The 21753-nt window shown below is 37.7% G+C and carries 16 protein-coding genes and 4 pseudogenes; 12 read left to right on the plus strand and 8 right to left on the minus strand.

Annotation, left to right across the window (positions count from 1 at the left end):
* Positions 1-154 precede the first annotated feature (154 nt).
* From NSU02_RS06355 to NSU02_RS06380, 6 genes and pseudogenes are all read left to right on the plus strand, one after another.
* Positions 155-1528 (plus strand): IS1380-like element ISGsp2 family transposase, encoded by a 1374-nt coding sequence (locus NSU02_RS06355; RefSeq protein WP_044899598.1) that lies wholly within the window; start codon positions 155-157, stop codon positions 1526-1528.
* A gap of 951 nt (positions 1529-2479) precedes the next feature.
* Positions 2480-3478 carry a LacI family DNA-binding transcriptional regulator gene (locus NSU02_RS06360; protein WP_066249868.1) on the plus strand — a complete coding sequence of 333 codons (999 nt, stop codon included), beginning with the start codon at positions 2480-2482 and terminating at the stop codon, positions 3476-3478.
* A gap of 96 nt (positions 3479-3574) precedes the next feature.
* Positions 3575-5017 carry a sucrose-specific PTS transporter subunit IIBC gene (locus tag NSU02_RS06365; protein WP_339194810.1) on the plus strand — a complete coding sequence of 481 codons (1443 nt, stop codon included), beginning with the start codon at positions 3575-3577 and terminating at the stop codon, positions 5015-5017.
* Between the two features lie 79 nt (positions 5018-5096).
* Positions 5097-6578 carry a sucrose-6-phosphate hydrolase gene (locus NSU02_RS06370; protein WP_339194812.1) on the plus strand — a complete coding sequence of 494 codons (1482 nt, stop codon included), beginning with the start codon at positions 5097-5099 and terminating at the stop codon, positions 6576-6578.
* Between the two features lie 16 nt (positions 6579-6594).
* On the plus strand, positions 6595-7566 hold the full coding sequence (locus NSU02_RS06375) for a carbohydrate kinase (RefSeq protein ID WP_339194814.1): 972 nt from the start codon (positions 6595-6597) through the stop codon (positions 7564-7566).
* Between the two features lie 235 nt (positions 7567-7801).
* Positions 7802-7903 (plus strand): annotated as a pseudogene (locus tag NSU02_RS06380) (IS110 family transposase); the annotation flags it as partial.
* Positions 7904-8222: 319 nt separating this feature from the next.
* On the opposite strand, the gene bioA reads toward NSU02_RS06380, so the two are convergent.
* The 6 genes and pseudogenes from bioA to NSU02_RS06410 form a co-directional block, all read right to left on the minus strand.
* A complete protein-coding gene (bioA, locus tag NSU02_RS06385) occupies positions 8223-9596 on the minus strand; it encodes an adenosylmethionine--8-amino-7-oxononanoate transaminase (RefSeq protein WP_339194815.1) in 1374 nt (457 codons plus the stop codon).
* Positions 9586-10308: a dethiobiotin synthase gene (bioD, locus tag NSU02_RS06390; RefSeq protein ID WP_066249880.1), complete on the minus strand. Its 723-nt coding sequence runs from the start codon at positions 10306-10308 to the stop codon at positions 9586-9588. The genes bioA and bioD overlap by 11 nt, the downstream gene beginning before the upstream one ends.
* On the minus strand, positions 10308-10871 hold the full coding sequence (locus NSU02_RS06395; protein WP_063386449.1) for a biotin transporter BioY: 564 nt from the start codon (positions 10869-10871) through the stop codon (positions 10308-10310). The genes bioD and NSU02_RS06395 overlap by 1 nt, the downstream gene beginning before the upstream one ends.
* Positions 10872-11008: 137 nt before the next feature.
* Positions 11009-11223, minus strand: a pseudogene (locus NSU02_RS06400) (30S ribosomal protein S14).
* Positions 11224-11267: 44 nt separating this feature from the next.
* The gene (dcd, locus tag NSU02_RS06405) at positions 11268-11810 is read right to left on the minus strand and encodes a dCTP deaminase (RefSeq protein ID WP_094245416.1); all 543 of its coding nucleotides are present in this window, start codon (positions 11808-11810) and stop codon (positions 11268-11270) included.
* A 20-nt stretch (positions 11811-11830) separates the two neighbouring features.
* Positions 11831-13031 (minus strand): annotated as a pseudogene (locus NSU02_RS06410) (GTP-binding protein).
* A gap of 408 nt (positions 13032-13439) precedes the next feature.
* Here NSU02_RS06410 and NSU02_RS06415 point away from each other — a divergent pair.
* The 4 genes and pseudogenes from NSU02_RS06415 to NSU02_RS06430 all read left to right on the plus strand — a co-directional run.
* Positions 13440-13610 (plus strand): annotated as a pseudogene (locus NSU02_RS06415) (NAD(P)-binding domain-containing protein); the annotation flags it as partial.
* A gap of 266 nt (positions 13611-13876) precedes the next feature.
* Positions 13877-14905, plus strand: a complete 1029-nt coding sequence (locus NSU02_RS06420; RefSeq protein ID WP_235600398.1) for an amidohydrolase family protein — start codon at positions 13877-13879, stop codon at positions 14903-14905.
* A 52-nt stretch (positions 14906-14957) separates the two neighbouring features.
* Positions 14958-15668 (plus strand): iron-sulfur cluster assembly protein, encoded by a 711-nt coding sequence (locus tag NSU02_RS06425; protein ID WP_339194818.1) that lies wholly within the window; start codon positions 14958-14960, stop codon positions 15666-15668.
* Between the two features lie 56 nt (positions 15669-15724).
* Positions 15725-16297: a DJ-1/PfpI family protein gene (locus NSU02_RS06430; protein ID WP_063386439.1), complete on the plus strand. Its 573-nt coding sequence runs from the start codon at positions 15725-15727 to the stop codon at positions 16295-16297.
* 397 nt (positions 16298-16694) lie between these two features.
* On the opposite strand, the gene NSU02_RS06435 is transcribed toward NSU02_RS06430, so the two are convergent.
* Positions 16695-17825, minus strand: a complete 1131-nt coding sequence (locus NSU02_RS06435; RefSeq protein ID WP_339194820.1) for a sugar diacid recognition domain-containing protein — start codon at positions 17823-17825, stop codon at positions 16695-16697.
* Between the two features lie 134 nt (positions 17826-17959).
* On the opposite strand from NSU02_RS06435, the gene glcD reads away from it, so the two are divergent.
* Together glcD and NSU02_RS06445 are read left to right on the plus strand one after the other, a co-directional pair.
* Positions 17960-19372: a glycolate oxidase subunit GlcD gene (gene glcD, locus NSU02_RS06440; RefSeq protein ID WP_063386437.1), complete on the plus strand. Its 1413-nt coding sequence runs from the start codon at positions 17960-17962 to the stop codon at positions 19370-19372.
* On the plus strand, positions 19372-20688 hold the full coding sequence (locus tag NSU02_RS06445; protein WP_339195704.1) for a (Fe-S)-binding protein: 1317 nt from the start codon (positions 19372-19374) through the stop codon (positions 20686-20688). The genes glcD and NSU02_RS06445 overlap by 1 nt, the downstream gene beginning before the upstream one ends.
* 648 nt (positions 20689-21336) lie before the next feature.
* Here NSU02_RS06445 and NSU02_RS06450 read toward each other — a convergent pair.
* Positions 21337-21675: a thioredoxin family protein gene (locus NSU02_RS06450; protein WP_144597540.1), complete on the minus strand. Its 339-nt coding sequence runs from the start codon at positions 21673-21675 to the stop codon at positions 21337-21339.
* Between the last annotated feature and the right edge of the window lie 78 nt (positions 21676-21753).

Below are 21753 nucleotides of genomic sequence, written 5' to 3' on the forward strand. Positions count from 1 at the left end.
TCAAGTGGAAAAGCTTTTTGTTTCATTATAAGACAGATAAAGGAATTTTTAGTAAATACCTGAATCCGTGACAAAACATCTTTACAATGGTCGCAAACCGTTGATACGATAAGGGAAAACGACGTTGACGATTCTTCATCAAGTAGGTGATGTGATGAAAGATTTCCCGATTCGGTTTGTATTGACAGATGAAGCGATTACCCCAAGTGCTGGGCTTGCTCTCGTTGGCTACTTACTCCATCGAACGAAACTGGATAAACGGGTAAACGCACTTCGGCTTCCAACGGTTCGTCGAGAAGTGCACATTTCCCATAGCGATGTCATTCGCTCGATGATTGGCTTGCTTGCCACAGGAAAAACGGATTTCGATCATATCGAAGCGTATCGTCAGGACGATATCTTTTCGGCATCGATGGGGATTCAGCACGTGCCTTCCTCTCCAACCTTGCGACAACGACTCGATCAGCTCGCTTGTCTTCCGATGACCGAAACGATTCTTTGGGAGGAGTCCATACGTCTGTTGATTCAACGACATGCCACTTTGTCCCCTTGTTGGACCAAAGGAAAGACGACATGGCTTCCCCTTGATATAGATGGTTCCCCATTTGACAACTCCGATACGAAAAAAGAAGGAGTCAGTCGAACGTATAAAGGATTTGACGGTTTTACACCGTTGTTTGCGTATGCAGGGAAGGAAGGGTATCTCGTTCATGCCGAGTTGCGTCCAGGGAAACAACATGTGCAAGACAACATGCCCTCGTTTTTAGTCACCGCTATCCGTCGAGCTCGTCAACTGACTTCATCTCGTCTGCTTGTTCGCATGGATGCAGGAAACGATGCAGAAGCGAATGTGCACGTATGCCTAAAGGAAGACGTGGACTTTGTCATCAAGCGAAACTTACGCCGAGAATCGAAAGCGCTTTGGTTCCAGATCGCTTCGCAAAAGGGCAAACGTGTCGATGATGGACAAAGCGAAGGAGTACAAACCTATGAGCTATGCCTTCCACAGAAGGCAGCGATCGATGGAAACACGTATACGTACGTTCAAGTCACCCAAGTGACGGAACGGACGATGGAACGCAATGGACAGCTGATGCTCGTTCCTGATTATGAAGTGGAAAGCTATTGGGTGCGGCTCAAAGGATACGAGCATGTTCGAATGAGCGATGTGCTCGCGTTGTATCATGACCATGCGACATGCGAACAGTTTCATAGCGAACTGAAGAGCGACTTAGATTTAGAGCGGCTTCCATCTGGGAAGATGAAAACGAATGCGCTCGTGTTGGTCATGGGAGCCTTCGTTTACAATCTTCTTCGTCTGATTGGACAAGATCTATTAAGCGATCCGAGACATCCGTTGCACCACAAAGTGAAACGCCGCCGCATCAAGACGATTATTCAGACGGTGATCACGATGGCAGGGCGACTCGTCCGTCGATCACGACAGATCTGGATGAAACTGACGCGAAGGAGTGGCTATAGCGAGCCCCTACTGAACGTCTATCAGAAATGGAGAGAGGCAAGATAACGAACGAATGTTCGGGAACTGATGTCCAACGTCACTCCCTGTGCTTTTTTGTCTATTTTTTTGGTTCGTATACCTAAAAAAGAGATTTGTTCCATTTTCGGAAATAGAGATGACATAGGTCATAAGCATAAAAAGGGTTTTATGGATTATCAATCCATCAAAATTACAACAAAATCAAAGTCGATTTCAATTCATCACGGATTCAGGTAAATAGAAATGAAAAAAGGGAATTTTAAGAAAAAACTACCAAGAGGTTTCTAGATTATTTTCTTATTTAGGTAATAGAGACCAATCATATTGTCTCAAAATAAAAATCCCCCTTAAAATTTGAAGGGGGATAAATGATTCTGTTTTGCAGGTAATCTTGACGGCAGCTTGTTGTCGATTTTTTGGTTTTATAATATGTTTGTTGGCGTATTTTTTGTTTAAGATAAAAATAAATTTTTTGCATTCTATTAGACTATGATTTATCCTACTACTACACCTTAACAGGGTGGAGGTCGCTGGTTTGAGACCAGTCGGAATCAACGAGATGAAAAGTCATAAATCCTTGAGATATAGGGCATTGACTTATTTACATGTTCAAAAGTTGAGAGTCGATCGAGTAGTGGAAACAAAAGATTGATTATTGAATCACCCGCCAAAGTGATGGAAAGGTGCGTAAAAATGTTAGGGGAAAGTAATGGAATGGCGTTTAAAAGTGATTGAATCCCTAGCCAAAGTGATGGGAAAGATCCCAGAAGTGATTTAAATCCCCAGCAAAAGTGGAGGAATCAATCGATCCTAGAAGTAACCTATCAAATTTGCAGCAATCGGTGAATGACCGATTGCTTTATTATTCGGAACACAAGGATTTTAAATCTCGAATGCTTATTTTGTTACCCCATGCATTAAAAATGGGTTTAATATTATAATAAAAAAAAGAGAACTCATTTTTGAGGTGGACTAGGAATGAATAAAACTATTGCAGATATAGCAAAAATTTCGGGAGTTTCCAAAAGCACTGTATCTCGCTACTTAAATGGTGGATCTGTTAGTGAAGCAACAAAAAGAAAAATTGAACTTGCCATTAAAGAAACAGGATATACACCTAATCCTTTTGCACAAAGTTTAAAGGCTAAGAAAACATATTTTATTGGAACGATTGTTCCGCGATTAGATTCCTATGCAGCATCGCATACTTTAATTGGGATTGATGAACAATTAAAAGAGTTGAATTTTCAATTATTAATATCCAATACGAATCAGCAAATTGAACGTGAAATTGAAACGATTTATAGCTTGGCTAGTCAAAAAGTTGCGGGAATTATTTTACTTGCTACTCAAATTACACAAGTACATTTAGAGGCATTTGAAAAGGTGAACATCCCGATTCTTCTTGTTGGTCAAGAACATCCTGATGTACATAGTCTGATTCATAATGATTTGGAAGCAGGCTATGCAATTGGAAAATATGTATTAGAGAAAGGGCATCGAAAAATTGCTTACTTAGGTGTTACCGAAAAGGATGTAGCAGTTGGAGTAAGAAGAAAGGAAGGATTTAAAAGGGCAATAGCAGAAGCGGAAGGATGTGAGGTTCGTTATTTTGAAACAGGTTTTAATATGTTTGCTGCTCAACAAAGGGTAACAGAAATGCTAGAAGGATTTCAGCCGACTTGCATTGTGTGTGCAACGGATAATATTGCTCTTGGTGCTTTAAGGGCAGCACAATTAAAAGGATTGAGCATTCCAAAGGATGTTTCTATTACGGGTTTTGGAGGATATGATGTGACGGAAATTATTCACCCAGGGCTAACAACAGTAAAACTGTTTTTTAAAGAGGCTGGAAAGATGGCAGCGCAAAACATTGTAAAGCTTGTCAATGAGGAGTCAGTTCCAAAAAGAACATTATCAAAATATGAAATTATTGAACGAGAAAGCGTTGACAGCATCATTCCTAATGACTTATAATCAGACTGGAACCGGTTCCATTTCATAAAGTTTGGAACCGGTTCCTAAATCGTGAAAAATGGAACCGGTTCCACTAAATAAATGGGGGAGGAAGCTATGAAATACAATCAAATCGCAAAAGAAATTTTAGAAGCTCTTGGTGGAAAAGATAATATTTCTGCTGCAGCTCACTGTGCGACACGTTTACGTCTAGTTTTAAATGATGAAAGTAAAATAAATCAAGAAGCGCTTGACAAAATGGACGATGTAAAAGGAACTTTTTCAACGGGTGGACAGTTCCAAATTATTTTAGGGTCAGGTACAGTTAACAAAGTTTATCAAGAATTGACCAAATTAACTGGACTTCAAGAAATGTCTACAAAAGATGTGAAAGATGCTGGAGCGAAAAATTTAAATCCAATTCAACGTTTAGTGAAGCTACTTTCTGATATTTTCGTTCCGATTATTCCTGCCATTGTTGCTGGCGGTCTTTTAATGGGAATTAATAACGTATTAACGGCAAAGGATCTATTTATTGAAGGTAGGTCCCTCATTGATGCTTATCCAGAAATAGCGGACTTAGCAGCACTTATTAATACATTTGCCAATGCGGCATTTGTCTTTTTACCAATTTTAATTGGTTTCTCCGCTACACAGCGCTTTGGTGGTAACCCGTACTTAGGAGCTACTTTAGGTATGTTAATGGTTCACCCTGATTTATTAAATGGTTGGGGTTATGGTAGCGCCTTAGCGAACGGTGAAATTCCAGTTTGGAGTATTTTCGGATTTGAAATTGAAAAAGTCGGTTATCAAGGGACCGTATTACCTGTATTAGCATCATCCTTTATTTTAGCGAAAACAGAACAATTCTTACGCAAATATATTCCGTCTGCACTTGATAACTTATTAACGCCATTATTAACAATTTTTATTACAGGCATTTTAACGTTTACAGCAGTAGGACCGATTACTCGTTCTGCAGGTAACTTATTAACAGACGGACTTGTTTGGTTATATGATACTACGGGACTCATTGGTGGTGCGTTATTCGGTTTAGTTTATGCCCCAATCGTTATTACAGGTATGCATCATAGCTTTATTGCAGTTGAAACACAATTGTTAGCAGAATTTGCTAAAACAGGTGGTTCGTTTATTTTCCCTGTTGCGGCTATGTCAAACGTAGCTCAAGGTGCAGCAACATTAGCTGTTTTTATGATTATTAATGATAAGAAAATTAAAGGTATTGCATCCGCAGCTGGTATTTCGGCTCTTTTAGGAATTACAGAGCCTTCTATGTTTGGTGTTAACTTGAAGCTTCGTTATCCATTTATTGGTGCTATTACAGGTGCAGCTGTATCAGCCGCATTTATTACGATCTTTAAAGTAAAAGCTGTTGCGCTTGGAGCAGCTGGTTTACCAGGTATTATTTCAATTCGTCCAGATTCCATAGCTCCATACGTAATTGGAATGGTTATTTCATTCATCGTTGCATTCGTAACAACCATCATTTTAGCGAAACGTGCAGCGAAAAAAGAACAAGCAGCAGAAAAAGCATCTTAATAAATTAAATATTGGGGTCTGATCCTTAAAAAGAGGTCAGGCCCTGTGTTTACATCGTGAAGGAGTTTGAGGTTTAAAGATGGAATGGACGAGAAAACAACGGTATCGCCGAATCGAAGAAGCGACAAAAGAAGAATTGAATGCATTAAAAGAAAAAGTCAACAAAAGCATTTGGCGTCAGAAATTTCATATTCAACCAGTAACGGGTCTTTTAAATGATCCAAATGGTTTTTCTTATTTTAACGGAGAATATCACTTGTTTTATCAATGGTTTCCGCTAGGTCCTGTTCATGGATTAAAATATTGGTATCACACAAAATCAAAAGATCTTGTCAATTGGCAAAATGTCGGAATTGGTATTAAGCCGAACGATTATTTTGATTCTCACGGAGCTTATTCAGGTAGTGCTATTTGTCATGACGGTAAGCTCCATTTAATGTATACAGGAAATACAAGAGATGAAAATTGGGTTCGTCATCCATATCAATGCTTAGCGGTAATGAATGAAAATAGTCGTATTGAAAAATTACAAGAGCCGGTTATTAAAGAAGTTCCAAAAGGTTATACCGATCATTATCGCGATCCGAAAGTTTGGAAGGAAAATGACACATTTTATGCTGTTATCGGGGCACAGAGGGAAAACAAAACAGGTTGTATTGTTCTTTATTCATCACCTGATTTAAAAAATTGGACATTTGAAGGTGAGGTTCAAACAAACTTAAAGGAATTTGGATTTATGTGGGAATGTCCCGATTATTTTGAACTAGATGGAAAAGGTGTGCTGATCTTCTCACCACAAGGGTTAGAACCAAAGGGAGATCAATTTCAAAATATCTATCAATCTGGTTATCTTTTAGGGAAAACACTAGATTTAAAGACAAAAGTTTTTGAACACGGTGAGTTTGTTGAGTTAGACCGTGGATTTGACTTTTATGCACCACAAACGACAATTGACCATAAGGGACGTCGCCTTTTAGTCGGATGGATGGGTCTTCCCGAAATCGAGTATCCAACTGATAAGGATGGGTGGGCTCATTGTTTAACATTACCGAGAGAGTTGACCGTTCAAAATGGAAAGCTTATTCAGTGTCCTGTAAAAGAACTAGAAGCATTGCGACAAGATTCGGTAAATGTGAAAGATATTCTCGATGATGAGAAAAAAATGTATGAAGGATTCAATGGGACGACGTATGAACTTATTTGTGAATTTACGAACATGGAAGCAGATGAAGTCGGGATTGAATTCCGGTCATGTAATGATGAAAAAACGGTCATCTCCTATAACAGAAAGGAACAAAAGGTGACCTTAGACCGTACCCATTCAGGCGAGGTTCCAGCTAAAGAATATGGAACAACAAGAAAGTGCAGCGTTGAAGGGGATACGTTAAAGCTTCATCTGTTTGTTGATACGTCTTCTGTCGAAATTTTTATCAATGACGGCGTTGAAGTATTTACGAGCCGAATTTTTCCAAGACCTGAAAGCACAGATATTCGCTTCTTTGCACGAAACGGAAAAGTTACATTAGACACAACGAAATATAACTTATCCACTATGAATTAAAAGGGAGGTGTAGACAATGGGGCGCTTATTTTCAATTGGTGAAGTGTTAATTGATTTTATTCCAATGCAAAAAGGCAAAGCATTAAAGGATGTTCAATCTTTTAAACGTGCACCTGGGGGAGCCCCAGCAAACGTTGCAGCAGCTGTTGCGAGATTTGGAGCAGAATCTGCAATAATCACAAAGCTTGGAATGGATGCCTTTAGTGACTTTTTAATTGAAGAGTTACAAAAAATCGGTGTGAAAACAGATAAAATAAAGCGAACAAAGGAAGCGAATACAGGATTAGCATTTGTTTCACTGCTCGATGATGGTGAACGTGATTTTTCCTTCTATCGCAATCCTTCTGCAGATCTTTTGCTTTCAGAAGATGAAATTGAAGAAAGTTGGTTTGCTAAAGGAGATATTTTACATTTTTGCTCCGTCGATCTAGTCGAAAGCCCAATGAAAAAAGCCCATGAAAAAGCAATTCGACTTGTTAAAGAAAATGGGGGAATCATTAGCTTTGATCCCAACGTTCGCCTTCCACTATGGAACAGTGCAGAGAAATGTCGACAAACGATTTTAGAATTTATTCCGAAAGCACATATCATCAAAATTTCCGATGAAGAATTAGCGTTTATCACAGGAATCACTAATGAAAAAGAGGCGATTGAAAACTTATTCACAGGTGATGTAAAAGCCGTTATTTACACAAAAGGAGCTAATGGAGCCGACCTTTACACGAAGAATGCCAAATATGAATCAACTGGTTTCAAAGTTGAGGTTCAGGATACTACAGGTGCAGGAGATGCCTTTATCGGTGGCTTTTTATATAAACTACTCGAAAAAGAAGTAAACCATGATAACTTAATAGATGTATTAAATGAGCACCATCAAGAAATCCTCACCTTTGCCAATGCAAGCGGTGCGATCACAACAACAGGAAAAGGTGCAATTTCATCCTTACCAACAAAAGAAGAAATCCTTAACTTCATTTCATGTAAATAAATACATATTAAGTTTATCAGCATAGACCACGGTCAAGGTCTGTGCTGCTATTTTTTAGTAGGAGTGGAGAAAAGGTCGTGACAGCCCCAGAACTATGAGTTCGCAATGAAAAACTGGCCTACTTCACGGATCTTATAAGAATCAGATTTAATATGTTGGATCCATGAGATCGTGGATAAGAAAAGGGAATCATTAAGGTTATATGAAGGCTTCTACAAATAATGGAGGAAGGTTTATGCAAAGTGTCATTGCCTTTGATGTTAGTATGGGAAAGAGCTATATGGTTATTTATAATTCTGCTCAGATTTGTGTTTATGAGGGGGAAATATTACATAATCACCTACAATTACGAAATCGCATCAGCAACTTTGTAGTTGTGTAGGAAAAAAAGCAAAAATCGTGGGGGCTATTTGGCATGCGTAAATTTATTTAGTTAGGGGCTTCTAATAAGTCGATTTTCCAGCTTATAGACGCCCCTTTAATGTTGATATATCAATGCTTATGATGTTTCGTTTTCAGTGGATTTTGACTTTTTGGACAGCCCCCTAAATAAATCCACTGAAACAAATAGATTTACTAAAAACTCTTGACTAATTGTAAGTAGGGGATGTCTCAAAACATGAGACATCCCCTTGCAACGATAAAGTACCTTCATCTTAAAACTGCTTGATGCTTACCATTTCCGCAATCGAATCAAAAATAATATCAACAGCGGTCTTTAGCTCATCATCGGTCATCGCCAAAACAGGGATAAACGTGATGACAGGACCTAATGGTCGGATAATAAGCCCGCGCTTTCTAGCTTCTAAAATAATTTTATGCTCAATCTGCTCCGAGCGCTCGAATATTTCTTTTGTTTTCTTATCCTTGACGATTTCGATGCCAATCATGAGTCCTTTTTGACGAATATCACCGACGATCGGCAGTTCATAAAGCTTTTGCAATTTACCTGCCAACGCATGGGCTTTTCGTTGGACATCCGAAACTAAGTTTCTCTTTTCGATCAACTCAATATTTTTTAACGCAACAGAACAAGATAATTGATTTCCTGTATATGTATGACCATGGAAAAATGTTTTATTTTCATGAACATCTCCTAAAAATGCAGAATAAATTTCTTCTGTTGTCAATGTTGCCGCAAGCGGTAAATATCCTCCTGTGATGCCTTTGGCTAAGCAAACAATATCAGGCTGGACATCTTCTTGTTCGCAGGCAAATAATGTTCCGGTTCTGCCGAATCCAACAGCCACTTCATCGCAAATAAGCAAAATATTGTATTTGCGGCAAAGCTTTTCAATACCTTTTAAAAACCCTTTCGGATGTACAATGATTCCTGCCGCTCCTTGAACGAGCGGTTCGACAATCATACCCGCGACTTCTGAATGATGCTGTTCAAGCGTTTCCTCTAGCTTTGTTAAACAATAATTCACAATTTCCTTTTCATCGCCATATTCGTCCATTCTATATACATATGGGGAAGGTACTTCAATTCGTTCAAACAATAGCGGCCTAAAGATTCGATGGAATAAATCCATTCCACCAACACTTACAGCACCAATCGTATCCCCGTGATAAGCTTCTTTTAATGAGATAAATTTGTTTTTATCTTTGTAGCGGACAGGGTCAATGTTTTGCCAGTACTGATATGCCATCTTCAATGCAATTTCAACGGCAGCAGCCCCTGTATCGGAATAAAATACTTTTGATAAATTTCCTCCCCAAATTTCCACTAGTTTTTTTGCTAATAAAATGGAAGGAACATTCGCGGACCCTAAAAGCGTAGAATGAGAGATTTTTTCAATTTGTTCATGAAGCACTTCGTTTAATTCAGGGTCACTGTGTCCGTGAACATTTACCCATAAAGATGCATAACCGTCTAAATATTTTTTTCCTTCGACATCATAAAGGTAGCTTCCCTTTCCTTTTTCAATGATGAGCGGCTTTTCTTCGATATAAGACTGCATTTGGGTAAAAGGATGCCATACATATTGTTTATCAAGTTGTTCTAACTGTTCGTAGCTATACTTCAATTTCTAATCCCCCTGACAATACATTCTTAAGTTCTTGCTTGGATATCAATGTTTTGGCTAATTGAGTAAGACTGTCTTTAGACAAAGAGTCCATTGTTGGCAATTTAGCGATGATAGGAAGATTCAACATCTTATGTATAGTCCGTACATTATCAATATGAATCATATTGTATTGGTCAAAATGGTTAAATATAAGCCCGAGGATTTTAATGTCGTGCATTTCGGCATAATTTACAGTTGTGAGTGTATGGTGTATAGCCCCTAATCCAGCCAAAGACACGAGAATTGTTGGCAATTCACATTCTTGAATTAAATCTTTTGTCATATAAAATCCATTAGAATGTTCAATGAGCGGAACCGCGAGTCCGCCTGCTCCTTCTACTAGAACAACATCGTATTGATTTTTTAATTCTAAAATTTTATTTTTTATTTCATTTGGCAGAATCGTAGTATTTGTGATCTCTGAAGCTAAATGAGGGGAAACAGCAGGCTCCATATAATACATCCCCGTAGAGCCTTTTTCTTCTCCAATCACTTCTTCATACCAATATTGATCGGCAAAAGAATCGCTCTCTTCTACTACACCTGTTTGAATGGGTTTAAATATTTTTGTTTTCACTCCCATTTCTTTCAATACCAGAAATAGAATGGAAGTGACAATCGTTTTGCCAATTTCTGTTCCGGTCCCTGTGATAAAAATCGCTTTTCCCATTAAGATGCAACTCCTTGTTTATGAATCAAAAAGTTCGTCCGTGGAAGAATCTGCGCTGCGATGATGGAACATAGGATACATAAGAAAATATCTCCCGGTATAGGAATCACAAAACCAAATAATAATGTTTGAGCAATCGTTAACGACTTATCGAAAATAAATTTCATTGCTGCATATAACCAAAGACAGCCAAGAAGATACACTACAAGAAGGCAGGCGAAATTAGCGAGGAAAATAGAAAATGTTTTTACCAATTGAAATCTCTTAATCAACCAGCCATTGACGTATGCTCCTAACACAAAACCTAGTAAATAACCAAATGTAGGTTTAAAAATGTAACTTGGACCTCCTCCTTCCGCAAAAACAGGCGCACCTGCCAGTCCAATCAAAACGTAAACAAGCTGGCTTAACATTCCGAGTTTTGGGCCTAACAAACACCCAGCTAAATAAACAGATACAATTTGCAGCGTAAATGGGACATATGGAATAGGGATTTTAATAAACCCACCGATCGCCGTTAACGCCGCAAAAAGAGCAATTAACACCATCGACTTGATTTTCATGCTTTTCCTCCTAATACAATATTTGTTTTTTATTATGCAAGAAGAATGATATAAATGTCAACCTAAAATTCTATTTGGTTAACATATTAAAAAAAGAAGGAGGTTAATGAAGGGGATTTTGCCAACTATAACAGCAATCATCGAAAGACCGATTTTGTCATTGAAGCATTTTTACGGAGATAACCCCTTGGCCTTCCGGTAATTTCACAACGATTTTTTAGACGGATAGGAGGGGGAGCTTTTGAAGAGCTTCATAGTCCCCTTTCTCCTTTAGCTCTCGTCTTAGCTCAGCATATTTAACAACGAATTCTTGTCTTTTTCTTTCTTTCGCTATTTTTGATTTTTTAGCCAATGTTCGTCCTTCCTGTCATATCATTTATTATTGAAAATTCCTCATTATTGCGTGACATCATCGTCTTGAAAAATTCGGCTTTCTGTCGCTCCTTTTTGAAATAGATATTTTCCGCTGTATGGTTTTGCTTCTTGATCAACTTTAGAAATGATAATCTGACAAATTCTTCTTCCTATCGTTAATTCGATCGGTAGGCGATTCGCGTTAAACAGTTCCAACGTGATTTGTCCTTTAAATCCCGGGTCAACCCAACCGGCATTTTGAATAAATAGCCCTAAGCGGCCGATCGAGCTTCTTCCTTCTACGAAAGCAGTAAGATTTTCCGGCAGCTCGATGGTTTCTATAGTAGTAGCAAGCAAGAAAGAGAAGGGGGGAATGACAATTTTCTCGTTTTCAGCCACTACTTCTTTATATTTCGCTTTCGCCTCTAATGATAGATGAGCATTGGCGTGCTCATCCATCACAAGAAAATGATTTCCAAGGCGCAAATCTACTGAAGCAGGTTGAATTTGCTCTTTTGTTAAGGGATCAATGACCAATTCTTTATGTTGAATTTTCTCAAGAATAGTTTTTCCAGATAAAATCATTCCTTCTTTCCTTCCTCCAGTTACACTTTTTGTAAATTCCAAGGGAATGGATCTGGAAGAGTAGACCAGTCTTGATCAAACTCAGCGTCGGTTAGTAAACATTTATCCAATTCCTTTATAATTTCTTCAGGGCGTAAATCCATTCCAATAAATACTAATTCTGTTTGCCGATCTCCGAACTGATCATCCCACTCGTCCAGCAAATGAGGGTTTTCTTTTAAAATTTGCTGCTGCTCTTCTTTCGGCAAAGAAGCGACCCAATAAGAGATCGGTTCAATACTAACAGAAGGTCCTGCCTGAGACATCAAAAGGGCAAGGTTATTTCTAGTTGCGCACCATGCAATTCCCTTTGCCCTTACAATATTTTCGGGCATGGAGTGAAGCCAATTGTAAAAGCGCTCGGAATGGAAAGGCAAACGTCTTGAATAAACAAAGGAAGAAATTCCATACTCTTCAGTTTCCGGTGTATGCTGATCATGCCCTTGCTCTAACTCCTTGATCCATCCTGCTGAAGAGCTTGCTTCCTCAAAATTGAATAGTCCAGTGTTTAAAATCTCTCGAGGATCAATCTCACCTTTGACAGTACGAATAAGTTTCGCTTTTGGCTGCAATGTTTTTAATACCTTTTCCAGCTTTGCCAATTCTTCTTCAGACACCAAGTCACACTTATTCAAGATGAGCACATCGCAAAATTCAATTTGGTCAATAAGAAGGTCTGCGATTTCACGAGTATCGTCTTCACTTAACGCTTGCTTTCTATCTAATAAGCCGATCACCTGACTGGTAATCCTTCCAGAATCGATTGGCATCTACAACCGTCACCATCGTATCCAATCGACAAAAGCGCGTCAGATCGATTCCTAGTTCTTCATCAATATATGAAAAAGTCTGAGCAACTGGGATTGGCTCACTAATTCCAGTCGATTCAATAATGATATAATCGATATTTCCTTGTTTAGCGAGCCTTTCTACTTCGATTAATAGATCTTCCCTTAATGTACAGCAAATACATCCGTTTGACATTTCGACTAGCTTCTCCTCAGTTCTTGAAAGCTCTCCGCCTTGTTTGACTAATTCAGCATCAATATTGACCTCGCTCATATCGTTCACAATAACGGCTACCTTGAGCCCTTGGCGATTTTGTAAAATATGATTCAGAATGGTAGTTTTCCCTGCTCCTAAGTAGCCGCTTAAAACGGTCACAGGTATTTTTTTATCCATTGCCATCTTCCTTTCAACAATTAAAGTTTTTCTTTAACCTCAGATTGGTTCGAGATAATTGAAAACTAATTTATATAAATCGTAATCATTACGATTTATATAATATTTAAACATATTTTTTTCGTAAATGCAAAATAAACTGTGGGAGTATTGATTTAGAATGCCGCAAGCCGAATATTAAACGATATACACAAAAGCAGAACGGTTGGTGCAATCCATCCATAGCTGCCAAAAAGTACTTCAGAGAAATTTCTTCTACAAAACAATCGTACAATACACATCATGAACAATTTCTGGAAGCTTGAAATCAATGTGCACAATGCTTTTATAAATGGAAAAAAGATTATCCATTCACAAATTCCGTTTTAGATGGTATAGTTTTTACTATTTTCAAGGAGTGGAAAAGAGATGAACCCTTTTATTCTAATCGTAGGAGCGGGTTCTGTCGGGATTGGAATGGGGATATTATTAAAACAATTAGGAATGAAAAATTGCGGAATTTTAGAGCGTGACCGTATTGGGTCATCGTTTATGCAATGGCCGAAGGAGATGAGATTTATTACGCCATCGTTCACAGGATAAGGATTTGGTGCATTTGATTTAAACGCTGTTTCGCTGTCTGTTTTTGATTATAAAAAATTTGTTTAATCACCCAAAAAATTGCTGGCGAAATGGTTGTTTTTTTGTTTAAGTGTATATATCAAATTGAGGATGAACCAAGTATAATTTGATTAAAATTTTCTGAATAAAAAGAAAATAAAGTATTATTACCTGATAAACATCAATGGATATTCGTGAAAAATGATAGCGTTTTCAATTATTTAATTAATCTCATGTGAGGGGGAATGAAATTGTTTAAAGCATCTAATGGTGAAGAAATTTTTATTATTGATGCACACATTGCCTTATGGGATGGAAGCAAGGAGAATCAATTGAATATCCACGGAGAACAATTTATTAGTTGTTTTTATGATTATCACAAAAATCTAAGTCCGAAAGAATATTGGTGGCCGAAAGATGAGTTTGTAAAGTATTCTCCAGAAAAACTTGTGAATGACGTGTTTATGGAAGGATATGTGGATATGGCGATTTTTCAGCCAGTTTTTCTAAAAGAGTTTTATAAAAATGGCTTTGGTAATTTTGATGCAAATGAGGAGCTTTCAAAAAAGTACCCTAATCGTTTTATTTGCAATGGAACATTCGATCCCCGGCATGGCGAACGAGGCTTAGAAAAATTAGAAGAAAACAAAGAAAAATACAACTGGCAAGGGGTCAAGTTATATACAGCTGATTGGTATGGTAATTCAAAGGGCTATAAACTATCTGATGATTGGTCAAAAAGATATCTTGAAAAATGTCAAGAACTGGGGATAAGAAACATACACATTCATAAGGGGCCGACGATCACTCCTTTAAATCGGGATGCATTTGACGTAGCAGATGTTGATGATGCAGCAAGCTGTTTCCCTGAACTGAACTTTATTGTCGAACATGTAGGGCTTCCAAGATTAGAAGATTTTTGCTGGATTGCTACACAAGAGAAAAATGTCTATGCAGGTTTGGCAGTTGCCATTGCTTTAATTCATGATCGACCTCGTTATTTTGCTCACATTATAAGTGAATTGTTGTATTGGCTTGATGAAGACCGAATCATTTTTGGAAGTGACTATGCTATATGGGAACCGAAATGGATCATTGAAAAGTTTCTTGAATTTGAGCTTCCAGAGGATATACAAGAAGAGACTGGAGTTACATTTGATTTGGAAGTGAAGAAAAAGATTTTAGCAGGAAATGCAGCGAGATTATATAACATTGATATCGAAAAACAAAAAGAAAAATTAAAAAATTGTCAATTATCCAAACGGATAGCGTGACGAATAGAGAATAGTTGATAAAAAGACTTAAAAGGGAGGTGAAAGCGAGGTAATGGATAAAGAAAAGCAAGTATATAGCATGCTTGAAAAAGTGTATGATCCTGAACTGGATCAGTCGTTAACAGAGTTGGGATTTATCGATCAAGTCCTAGTGAAGGATAATCATGTTAAAGTAGTCTTTCGCCTTCCAACTTATTGGTGCTCTCCTAACTTTGCCTACATCATGGCTGAAGATATAAGGAAATATGTATCTGAGATTGAATGGGTAAAAACGGTTCAAGTTCATTTACTCGATCATTGCGCATCCGATGAAATTAATCACGGAGCATCAGCAGGAAAATCGTTTCGCGAAGTCTTCCATAATGTATCTGACGGAGATCTTGAAGAATTGCGCAAAACTTTTGATATAAAAGCCTACTATGCAAGGCAAGAGAAACTGATGAAATATCTACTAAAAATAGGAATGTCAAAGGAAGAAATTACGTCTTTATCTCTACAAGAACTGAATGAACTGTCCCTGCCTGAAGAGGGGAGGCTGTTAAGAGAAAAATATTTGGAGAAGAAAAAAGTATTCCATCACTCAAGTACATTTGCCATAACAACTCCAGAAGGGAAACCATTGACTGAAGAAGAGTTTTCAGATTACTTGAAAGGCGCCAAGCTGACAAGGTTGAGCATGGAGTTTAATGCGCATTATTGCCGGGGATTGTTGGAGGCACGATATAATTTGTCTGCTGCTTATGAAGGCAGTTTGGCAAAATGATTCATAATTTTTACAGCGTACAAATAATTTCATAATAAAAGGAAAGGTGATGTAAGATGAGTAAAAATGTTCTTATTATTACTGGCGATGCTGCTGAAGCATTAGAAGTGTTTTATCCTTATTATCGTTGTATTGAAGAAAATATTAATTGTACAATTGCCTCACCTGTTAAAAAGAAGCTCCAGACGGTTGTCCATGATTTCCTTCCTGAAATGGAGACTTTTACAGAAAAATGGGCATATAAAATCGAATCTCATGCATCAGTAGATGAGATTAATCCTGCCGACTATGATGGATTAATTATACCAGGAGGGCGTGCGCCTGAATATATTCGTATGAATCCAAAGGTTCAGGAAATTGCTGCTCACTTTTTAAAAGAAAATAAACCTCTTGGGGTGATCTGTCATGGACAATTAGTCTTAACAACTGTAAGAGAATATATCAAAGGAAGAGAGATGACAGCTTACACTGCTTGTAGACCAGAAGTGGAAGCAGCAGGCGCTACTTATGTGGAAAAAATGCTTCATGTGGATGGGAACATTGTATCGGGCCACGCTTGGCCGGATTTACCGGGATTCATGAGAGAATTCTTTAAATTGTTGAATGTAAGAGAAAAGTCTGCTGTTTAAAACATAAAAGGGCTGATGTATTTGAAAATGCAACCCGAATATCGGATACTTGAAAAAAGTTCGATATTCGGGATTTTTTGTTTCATCAGGAAAAATACGTTTATCATCGAATCCAAGATGTAAGCGGAGGAAATCCAATGAGGATGATTTTGAGTGACGTTCAAATGAGACAGTTAGAGAAAATCATTGGAATGTCAAACATGTGTCCAGACGTTCTCCACATTTAGAGCAGTTCTTAATTACTTGTCTAAAAGGAAATTGCCCATTGAAAGACACTATGGAATTAATGCTTGGTGTATGGCAGCAATCCCAAAGTTTTCCTGCCGGTCGTCTCCCCGAACAACATTTGCCGATTGTCTTTTTTCATTCACTCCCGTTTCGATCAAATTATACGGACTTAACGGTTTAAAGAATTTAATAACAGTAACGATATATAAAATATGACAATTCCTTCTGTTGTTTTTGGGTTAATTCCTGTCAGCTCTTCGATTTTATTTAAACGGTAGTGCAGTGTATTAATATGGATATTCATTTCCTCTGCCGTTCTTTTGATCGATTGATTATTGTTCATATAGTGTTGTAACGTTTCGATTAGAATTTGATCTTTTTCCATCATATGAATGGTTCGCTTCAAAAAATCCTTTTGCATCTCTGTTGGGATATCATCCAAGATGATTTCTAATATAAGATCCTCATAAAATACAATGCCTTTATTTTTTCGCGCTACCTTTAATGCTTTTTGTGCTTCTTTAAAAGATTTATTGATCATGTGTTTGCAAGCTGTTTTTCCTATGCCAATAGCTAAAGTGCTTTTGTATCTGTTTTCGAATCTTTTTTTTAAATCGTTTAACTGACTGTAAAAATAATTTTGTTTATAAGAAGCATCCATCTTTTTTAATACTAAAAAGCGCTCTTGCCCCCATCGAACAATAAAATGTTTTTCTTTCCCGAAGATAGAATAAAACAATTCTATAATTTCTTTTTGAATTCGATGAATATCGTAATTATTTAATGTGTGTATCTCCAATTCCATGAGTGTGCAAACATGAGTGTCATACACAGGAATGCCTAACATAAACCCGCGCTCTAAAAAATCTTTATCCACAGATGAAGCATTGATCCATTCATAAAGATACGATTCTATTCCTCTTATTTCCCATTCGTTTCTTTCAGTATAATATGCTTCTTGTATAATGAGCTCTGTCATTCTTCTAATTAAGTCCGCATAAGGCTCCACTTGTTTCGGTTCGCCAGTTATTCCGATCACTCCAATTACCTTCTTATGAAACATAATGGGCATATTGATTCCTGCTTTGACTCCTTTCAGCACTTGTGCTTTGATTTGATCAATGTAAAGCTTTTGTTTGGACTTAATAACAATCGTAGCTCCTTCATGAAAAGAGCCGATCCGACTCTCATCAGTGGAGGATATGATGATCCCATTAATATCAACTAATATAATATCCTCTTTGACTACGTCCTGAACCTCTGAAATAATTTTAGCAGCCAGCTTTGGGGATAATTGCAACTCGTATCACCACCCTTTTGGTTAAAAAGACAATAAAATAGGCATTTTTGGTATGTTAATTATATCATCATACATAGATAATATGACTCTCATTCTTTATAATAAAACGAAAAGAATAAAAGTGAGGGGTTTGAATGATTGCTCCTGATATAAAGAGGGAATTCATAAATATTGTAGGAGAAGAAAATTTTGAAGATTCGGAAGTTGAAAGGTTAGTATATTCGTATGATGCGACTCCAAATTTTCAATCGATTCCGGATGCGGTCGTTTCGCCTAGAAATACAGAGGAAGTATCTAAAATATTGCAATTATGTAATGAAAATAAAATACCGATTGTTCCGCGGGGCTCTGGTACGAACTTATGCGCCGGCACTTGTCCTGTTGAAGGAGGAATCGTTCTTCTATTTAAACATATGAACAAAATTTTAGAGATCGATGAGGAAAACTTAACCGTCACATGTCAACCGGGAGTTATCACACTTGATTTAATCCATGCGGTGGAACAAAAAGGTTTGTTTTATCCACCAGACCCAAGCTCAATGAAAATATCTACAATTGGGGGAAATATTAACGAAAATTCTGGAGGATTAAGAGGACTGAAATATGGAGTAACTCGTGATTATGTGCTGGGGCTAGAGGCGGTTCTTCCTAATGGGGAAATTGTTCGAACAGGAGGAAAGCTAGCGAAAGATGTGGCAGGGTATGATTTAACACGCTTATTTATAGGTTCTGAAGGAACGTTAGGAGTGATTACAGAAGCGACATTAAAGCTGATCCCACTGCCTGAATCAAAAAAGACAATGCTTGCTTTATTTCAAGATTTAGAAGCTGCTGCGCGTTCCGTATCGAAAATTATTGCCAATAAAGTAATTCCGGCAACTTTAGAGTTTTTAGATCAGCCGACGCTAAAAGTAGTGGAGGACTATTCACAAATCGGACTGCCAACAGACGTTCAAGCCGTATTACTGATTGAACAAGATGGAACGCCTGAAAATGTGAGTAAAGATATGAAGGTCATGGAAGAAATATGCAGGAGTGAAAACGCCGTATCTGTACAAATTGCCCAGTCAGAAGAAGAAGCTGAAGCTTTACGAACAGCGAGACGCACCGCTTTGTCCGCCTTAGCCAGACTAGCACCAACTACTATTTTAGAAGATGCGACTGTACCAAGATCAGAAATTGCCAAAATGGTCAAAGCCATTAATGAAATAGCCGCAAAACATAACGTAAAAATATGCACGTTTGGTCATGCGGGAGACGGAAACCTTCATCCTACCTGCACGACAGATATTCGGAAGAAAGATGAGATGGAACGGGTGGAAAAAGCTTTTGCTGAAATATTTGCAAAGGCCATTGAACTGGGAGGAACAATTACTGGAGAACATGGAGTAGGAGCCATGAAAGCGCCTTATTTAGAATGGAAGCTAGGAAAATCTGGCATCGATGTGATGAAGTCGATCAAAGCTGCATTGGATCCAAACAATATTATGAATCCTGGGAAATTATTTGCAAAGGATACACGAAAACGAGTGGTGATCTCAAAATGATGACAGAATCAGAAAAGCAAAATATCCAAAGAGATTTCAAGGAACGCATGGACGAAGATGAGCTGTTAAATTGTATGAGATGCGGTTTTTGTTTGCCATCTTGCCCAACTTACATTGTGTCTGGATATAAAGAAAGCCAATCACCAAGAGGAAGAATTGCCTTAATGAAGGCAGTTTATGATGGGGTCCTTCAACCGGATGATGAATTTGAAAAGTCTTTAAACTTGTGTTTAGGATGTCGTGCGTGTGAGCCGGTTTGTCCATCGGGTGTGAATTATGGACATTTATTAGAAGAAGCAAGAGACATAATTAACCAAAATAAAAAGCATTCTTTACCTGCGCGGGCAGTTCGAAATGTAGTTTTTAAACAACTATTTCCTAAAAAAAGTAATTTAATCAACATAACTAGCTTAGTTGGATTTTATCAAAAATCTGGACTTCAAAAAGCGGCACGTAAAATAGGATTTATGAAACTGTTTCCATATCATCTCCGGGAAATGGAAAAAATATTACCTGATGTTCCTGAGAGAAAGACACTGAAACAGCGATCTGAATATTTCCCGCCAAAAGGAGAGAAAAAAGCAACTGTTGCTTTCTTTTCCGGATGTTTAATGGACACGTTGTTTCTCGAAACAAATCATGCAACCATTCAATTATTGCAAAAAGCCGGGTGTGAAATTGTTATTCCTAAAACACAAGCATGCTGCGGAGCTTTGCACGGTCATAGCGGAGAAAAAGAACTAGCGAAAGAATTAGCAAAACAAAATATTGAAGCGTTTGGAAAAAACGAAGTAGATTATATTATAACAAACGCAGGTGGCTGCGGCGCTTTCTTGATTGAATATGATCACTTATTAAAAGATGATCCGCAATGGTCAGAGCGCGCTGAAAAATTTGTTGCAAAAATAAAAGACATTACGTCCATTTTATATGAGCTTGATTTTCACAAACAATTTCGCCTTTCACTTCCTGAACAAGTCGTCACATATCAAGATTCCTGTCACCTGAGAAACGTCATGAAAACGTCAAAAGCTCCTAGAGAATTGCTTCGTTCAATTAAAGGAGTAACATTCACAGAAATGGAAAATGCCGATAGCTGCTGCGGCTCTGCAGGCATTTATAACATTGTCGAACCGAAAACATCCATGGAAATTTTAGATCAGAAAATGGAAAAAATGAAAAAAACCAAAGCCACTACAATAGTAACAGCTAATCCAGGATGTTTCATGCAAATGAAGCTAGGAATTGAAAGAGAAGGATTAAAGGATGTAAAAGCTGTTCATATTGTGGATCTATTGTTAGAAGCAGCGAAATAACGAACAAGCACTATATTTGATGTAATTTTGAAACTTAATGTGAATGTTTAATTGCTAAGCTGCAGTTTTTTGTTCAGATGATTATGGGGGAGGACTTTCTCTAAGAAGCGGACTTGTTTGAAGTAGCTTCTACTCAAGTGTCTCAGACCTTCGGAAGCATCTGTGTCTGATTTTAAGTTAAATTCAACATAAAATGAAGAAAAGAAACGGAATGTACCGCGCATGCATTCCGTTATTTCAACCGCCATCAAGATAGATTTTACGGTTGGCAAAACATTTAGATTTTCCATGAAAAAACTAAACATCTCTTTTTATTCCAGACCTCATTTTTATCATTGGAGATTTTTCTTGCGGCGTTGGCAAGTTTGCTTTCGTTTGATGATCCAGTCTAACTTTAAGCAGGCTCATTCCCTTTTAGAACAAGAACATTTTTTGGGGCTGTCCAGAAAGTCAAAATCCACTGAAAATGAAACATCATAAGCATTGATATATCAACGTTTCTAAAATATTAAAGGGGCGTCTATAAGCCGGAAAATCGACTTATTAGACAGCCCCTATGTGTAGAAGACTCCGCTCATGGAATACATTAGTTAGCATTCCGCCTCTGTGAAACGTCTCAGCCAAAAGGTGCCTTCACCCGCAAACAAGTTACGATTGCTCCGCTAAAAAATAAATTTTCTTCACTTTCTCCTTAAACTGCTCAACATGAACAAACCTCGCTTCTCGCAAAACCTCTTTTCCATCGACATACAAAATTAAAACAGGTGCGGTAAATATGGATAAGTGACCGGCTATGCTCGGAATATCATCGACGTTGATAAAGCCCATTTGAATCTTTGGAAACTCAGCCAGCACTTTTTCCACCTTTGGCAGCAAAGCATGACAAACACTGCAATTTGTTTTGGATATATATAAAAATGCCAAATGATGACTATTAATAAATTGCTCGACATCTTCTATGGAAAATAAATCATGGTTTGTCTGCAAAATTCATTTCGTCTCCTTTCATGATCAAAAAACTTACTACATTATACCATAGGAAGGTATAAAGAAATTGAACAGATG

Source organism: Aeribacillus sp. FSL W8-0870 (assembly GCF_037963755.1).
Classification (GTDB): domain Bacteria; phylum Bacillota; class Bacilli; order Bacillales; family Aeribacillaceae; genus Aeribacillus; species Aeribacillus composti.

What these genes read in the sequence shown, in the direction of transcription:
- NSU02_RS06355 (WP_044899598.1), top strand. Translation starts at nt 155, where the DNA reads ATGAAAGATTTCCCGATTCGGTTTGTATTGACAGATGAAGCGATTACC.
- NSU02_RS06360 (WP_066249868.1), top strand. Translation starts at nt 2,480, where the DNA reads ATGAATAAAACTATTGCAGATATAGCAAAAATTTCGGGAGTTTCCAAA.
- NSU02_RS06365 (WP_339194810.1), top strand. Translation starts at nt 3,575, where the DNA reads ATGAAATACAATCAAATCGCAAAAGAAATTTTAGAAGCTCTTGGTGGA.
- NSU02_RS06370 (WP_339194812.1), top strand. Translation starts at nt 5,097, where the DNA reads ATGGAATGGACGAGAAAACAACGGTATCGCCGAATCGAAGAAGCGACA.
- NSU02_RS06375 (WP_339194814.1), top strand. Translation starts at nt 6,595, where the DNA reads ATGGGGCGCTTATTTTCAATTGGTGAAGTGTTAATTGATTTTATTCCA.
- bioD (WP_066249880.1), bottom strand. Translation starts at nt 10,308, where the DNA reads ATGGGAAAAGCGATTTTTATCACAGGGACCGGAACAGAAATTGGCAAA.
- NSU02_RS06395 (WP_063386449.1), bottom strand. Translation starts at nt 10,871, where the DNA reads ATGAAAATCAAGTCGATGGTGTTAATTGCTCTTTTTGCGGCGTTAACG.
- dcd (WP_094245416.1), bottom strand. Translation starts at nt 11,810, where the DNA reads ATGATTTTATCTGGAAAAACTATTCTTGAGAAAATTCAACATAAAGAA.
- NSU02_RS06420 (WP_235600398.1), top strand. Translation starts at nt 13,877, where the DNA reads ATGAAATTGTTTAAAGCATCTAATGGTGAAGAAATTTTTATTATTGAT.
- NSU02_RS06425 (WP_339194818.1), top strand. Translation starts at nt 14,958, where the DNA reads ATGGATAAAGAAAAGCAAGTATATAGCATGCTTGAAAAAGTGTATGAT.
- NSU02_RS06430 (WP_063386439.1), top strand. Translation starts at nt 15,725, where the DNA reads ATGAGTAAAAATGTTCTTATTATTACTGGCGATGCTGCTGAAGCATTA.
- glcD (WP_063386437.1), top strand. Translation starts at nt 17,960, where the DNA reads ATGATTGCTCCTGATATAAAGAGGGAATTCATAAATATTGTAGGAGAA.
- NSU02_RS06445 (WP_339195704.1), top strand. Translation starts at nt 19,372, where the DNA reads ATGACAGAATCAGAAAAGCAAAATATCCAAAGAGATTTCAAGGAACGC.